Here is a 3157-nt window from a genome sequence, read left to right as displayed (position 1 = left end):
TTTAACGGTCCGGGGTCACCGGCCGGCGTCCAACCGCGCGGCGCCGGGGGTGGGGGGCTGCCGGTGCCGCCCTTCGGCGGGCCCCGCCCCCCCGGTTTTGGCCCCACGGCGCCCGGGAACGAGTCGCGGCCCGGCCGTTCGGCGATGACCCGTGCACCGTGACAGCGTCGCCGCAGCGGCGCGGGGCGTGGACCACCTCCGCTGCCGTGCCGCTACAGTGACGAGTCGTGACCGCGAGTGATCGGATCGCGCCCGCGCTGCTCCGGGTCCGCGACGCCTCGGGCGCGGTCGTCGGGGCGGGGTTCCTGGTGGGGAGCGCCGCCGCTGTCACCTGCGCCCACGTCGCCCGCGCCGACGCGGTCACCGTGGACTTCCCGCTGCTCGACGGCGTGCCGCTGCCCGCGACGGTGGTCGAGCGTCGCGACATCGCCCCGAACGGCGCGGGCGACGTGGTCGTGCTGTCCCTGCGCCCGCCCCGGGCCGCCCTGCCCGTGCCGCTGGTCCGCGCCGAGGACGTGTGGGGTCATCCCGTGCGGGTGTGCGGTTTCCCGGCGGGCTTCGACGACGGCCGCTGGCTGTCCGGCGAGCTGCGCGCCAAGCAGGGCACGGGCTGGCTCCAGGCCGAGCTGGACGGGCCGGTCAAGTCGGGTTTCAGCGGCGCGCCGGTGTGGGACGAGAGGCGCGGGGGCGTCGTGGGGATGCTCGTCGCCAGGGCGGGGGAAGGCACCGCGTTCGTCATCCCGGCCGCAGACCTGGGCGGGTGGGACGACAGGCCCGAGCCGTTCCGAGGTCTGGCCGCGTTCGACGAGGACGACGAGCTGTTCTTCCGCGGGCGCGACGCCGACGTGGCGCGGCTGCTCGACCACGTGGCGACGCGGTCGCTGGTGCTGGTCGTCGGCCCGTCCGGCAGCGGCAAGTCGTCCCTGGTACGAGCCGGCCTGCTGCCCGCACTGCGGCGCGACGGCGTGCACGTGACGGTGGTCCGCCTCGGCTCGGAGCCGCCGGAACCGCCCCGCGACCGGCGTGCCCTGCTGTTCGTCGACCAGTTCGAAGAGGTCGTGCGGGAGGACCCCGGCCTCGCCCGCACGGTGCTGGACCGCTTGGTGCGCGCGCGGTGCCGGGCCGTGCTGACCCTGCGCTCGGACTCGCTGGACGAGGTGCTGACCGCCTCGACCGCGCGCCGCCTGGACCATGCCGTGGTGCTCGTCGGCCCGCTCGACGCCGAGGGCCTGCGCGCCGCGATCACCGAGCCGGTCGCCGTCGTGGGCGGCGTCGAGTTCGAGGACGGCCTGGTCGAGCGCATCCTCGACGACGCGGGCACCGAGCCAGGTCGGCTGCCGCTGGTCGAGTTCGCCCTGACCGAGCTGTGGCGGGGACGCTCGGGCGGCAGGCTGACCCACCGCGCCTACGACGCGATCGGCGGCGTGTCCGGCGCGCTGACCCGCTGCGCCGACCGGCTTCTGTGGCTGCCCGAGACCAGGGCCCGGGAGGTGCTCACCCGCCTCGCCGGCCCGGACGGCTCGGGCGGGTTCACCCGCAGGCGCCTGCCGGTGGCCGAGGTGGACGACCCGGAGGTGCTGGCGGCGCTGGTGGCGACCCGGCTGGTCGTGGTCGACGGAGGCGCGGTCGAGCTGGCGCACCAGGCGCTGGTGGACCGCTGGCCGAGGCTGCGCGACTGGCTGGCGGCCGACCGTGAGTTCGTGGCGTGGCGCGGAGAGCTGAACCAGCGGCGGGTCCAGTGGGAGGCGGAGGGACGGGACCCCGGCAGTCTGCTCGGAGGGGTGGCGCTGGCGCGGGCTCAGGCGTGGGCCGCGCGGCGCGGGCTGTCGGCGGGCGAGCGGGACTTCATCGCGCGCGGCCGGGCGCGGCAGCGGCGCGAGGTGTGGTCCTGGCGCGCCGTCGCGGCGGTGGTGACCGCGGCGGCGCTGGTCGCGGCGTCGCTGTGGGCGCGGACCGAGCGGCAGCGCGCGGAACTGGGCGACCAATTGCGCGGGGGCAACGCCGGTCAGCTCGCCCTCCAGTCGCTGCGGCTGCGGGACGAGCGGCCGCTGGAGGCTTTGCAGCTCGCCCTGGCGGCGTGGCGGGAGGCCCCCGACCACCCGGACGCGCGACGGGCGGTGCTCGCGCAGGCGCAGGACCGCGGGTCGGCCGACCGGCTGCTGCCGCTGCGGCGCGGCGGGCACGTCTCCGACCACGTTGGCAGCCGCGACGGCGAGGTCATCGCGGTGCGGTCGGAGAACCCGGGAGTGGTGGTGCTGGAGCACGGACGGCGGTGGGAGCTGCCCGCCGGTCAGGTCAACGCCGTGGCGCTGAGCCCGGACGGGACGGCGCTCGCCGTGTCTTCCCCGGTGGAGCTGCGCCTGTGGCACGTCCCGGACCGGACCGTGCGCTGGACCGCGCGGCCCACCGCCGCCCACACCGGCTTGAGCTTCGACGCGACGGGGAGCGTGCTGACCGCGGCGGTCGACGGTGGCGTGACCACCGCCTGGGACGCGGCCACCGGCGAGACCGTCCTCGACGTGCCGTTCCGCAGCGACGGCGCGGTGCTGGCGCGGGACCGGCGGACGCTGGTCGCGCACGTGGACGAGGGGGGCTCGTCGGACGTGGTGGTGCTCGACCTGCCGACCGGGCGTCGCCGGACCTACGTCGCGGCCACCGTGCTGCGGCAGGGCGAGGTGGTCGTCGAGTGCGCGGACGGCGGCTACCGGGCGCACGTCGTCGCCACGGGGGAGTCCACTCACCGGGACCGCCCCCTCGACCCTTGCCGGGAGTCCGGCTTTCCCGGCCACGCCGATGGCAGCGGGCAGTTCCTACCGCTGAGGGAGGACGAGGGCACGCGCACCTTCCTGGACCCGGTCGCCGACTCGACCTACACGTTGCGCGAACGGGTGGCGGAGCACGTGTTCGCGGTCGGCGGCCTGACCCCGTCCGGCGGGTTCACCGCCCACCTGGTGGGGGAGCACCTGGCGGTGCGCGGTCGCGCCCCGTCCCCGGACCCGCCCTGGACGCCGGCGCCCCTCGACCGAATCCTGGTCGCCCCGGCTCCGGACGCGCGGACCTGGGCCGAGGTGGTGGGCGGCGAGCTGCGGCTGGTGACGGGCGGTGACGTGCGGCGGGGCCCGGCCCCGCCGGGGGCCACCTGGGTGGGGTTCACCCC

1 protein-coding gene is annotated in these 3157 nt (G+C 77.1%); it reads left to right on the top strand.

The genetic code is table 11. The annotated features are described in order from the left end of the window. Window positions 1-227: 227 nt before the first annotated feature. Window positions 228-3157 (top strand): nSTAND1 domain-containing NTPase (locus ACFV4N_RS41850; protein WP_499678247.1); only part of this gene is annotated, 2930 nt, incomplete at its 3' end.

This window comes from Actinosynnema sp. NPDC059797 (genome assembly GCF_042732085.1).
Lineage (GTDB): Bacteria > Actinomycetota > Actinomycetes > Mycobacteriales > Pseudonocardiaceae > Actinosynnema.
This window is presented reverse-complemented; position numbering and strand designations above follow the sequence as displayed.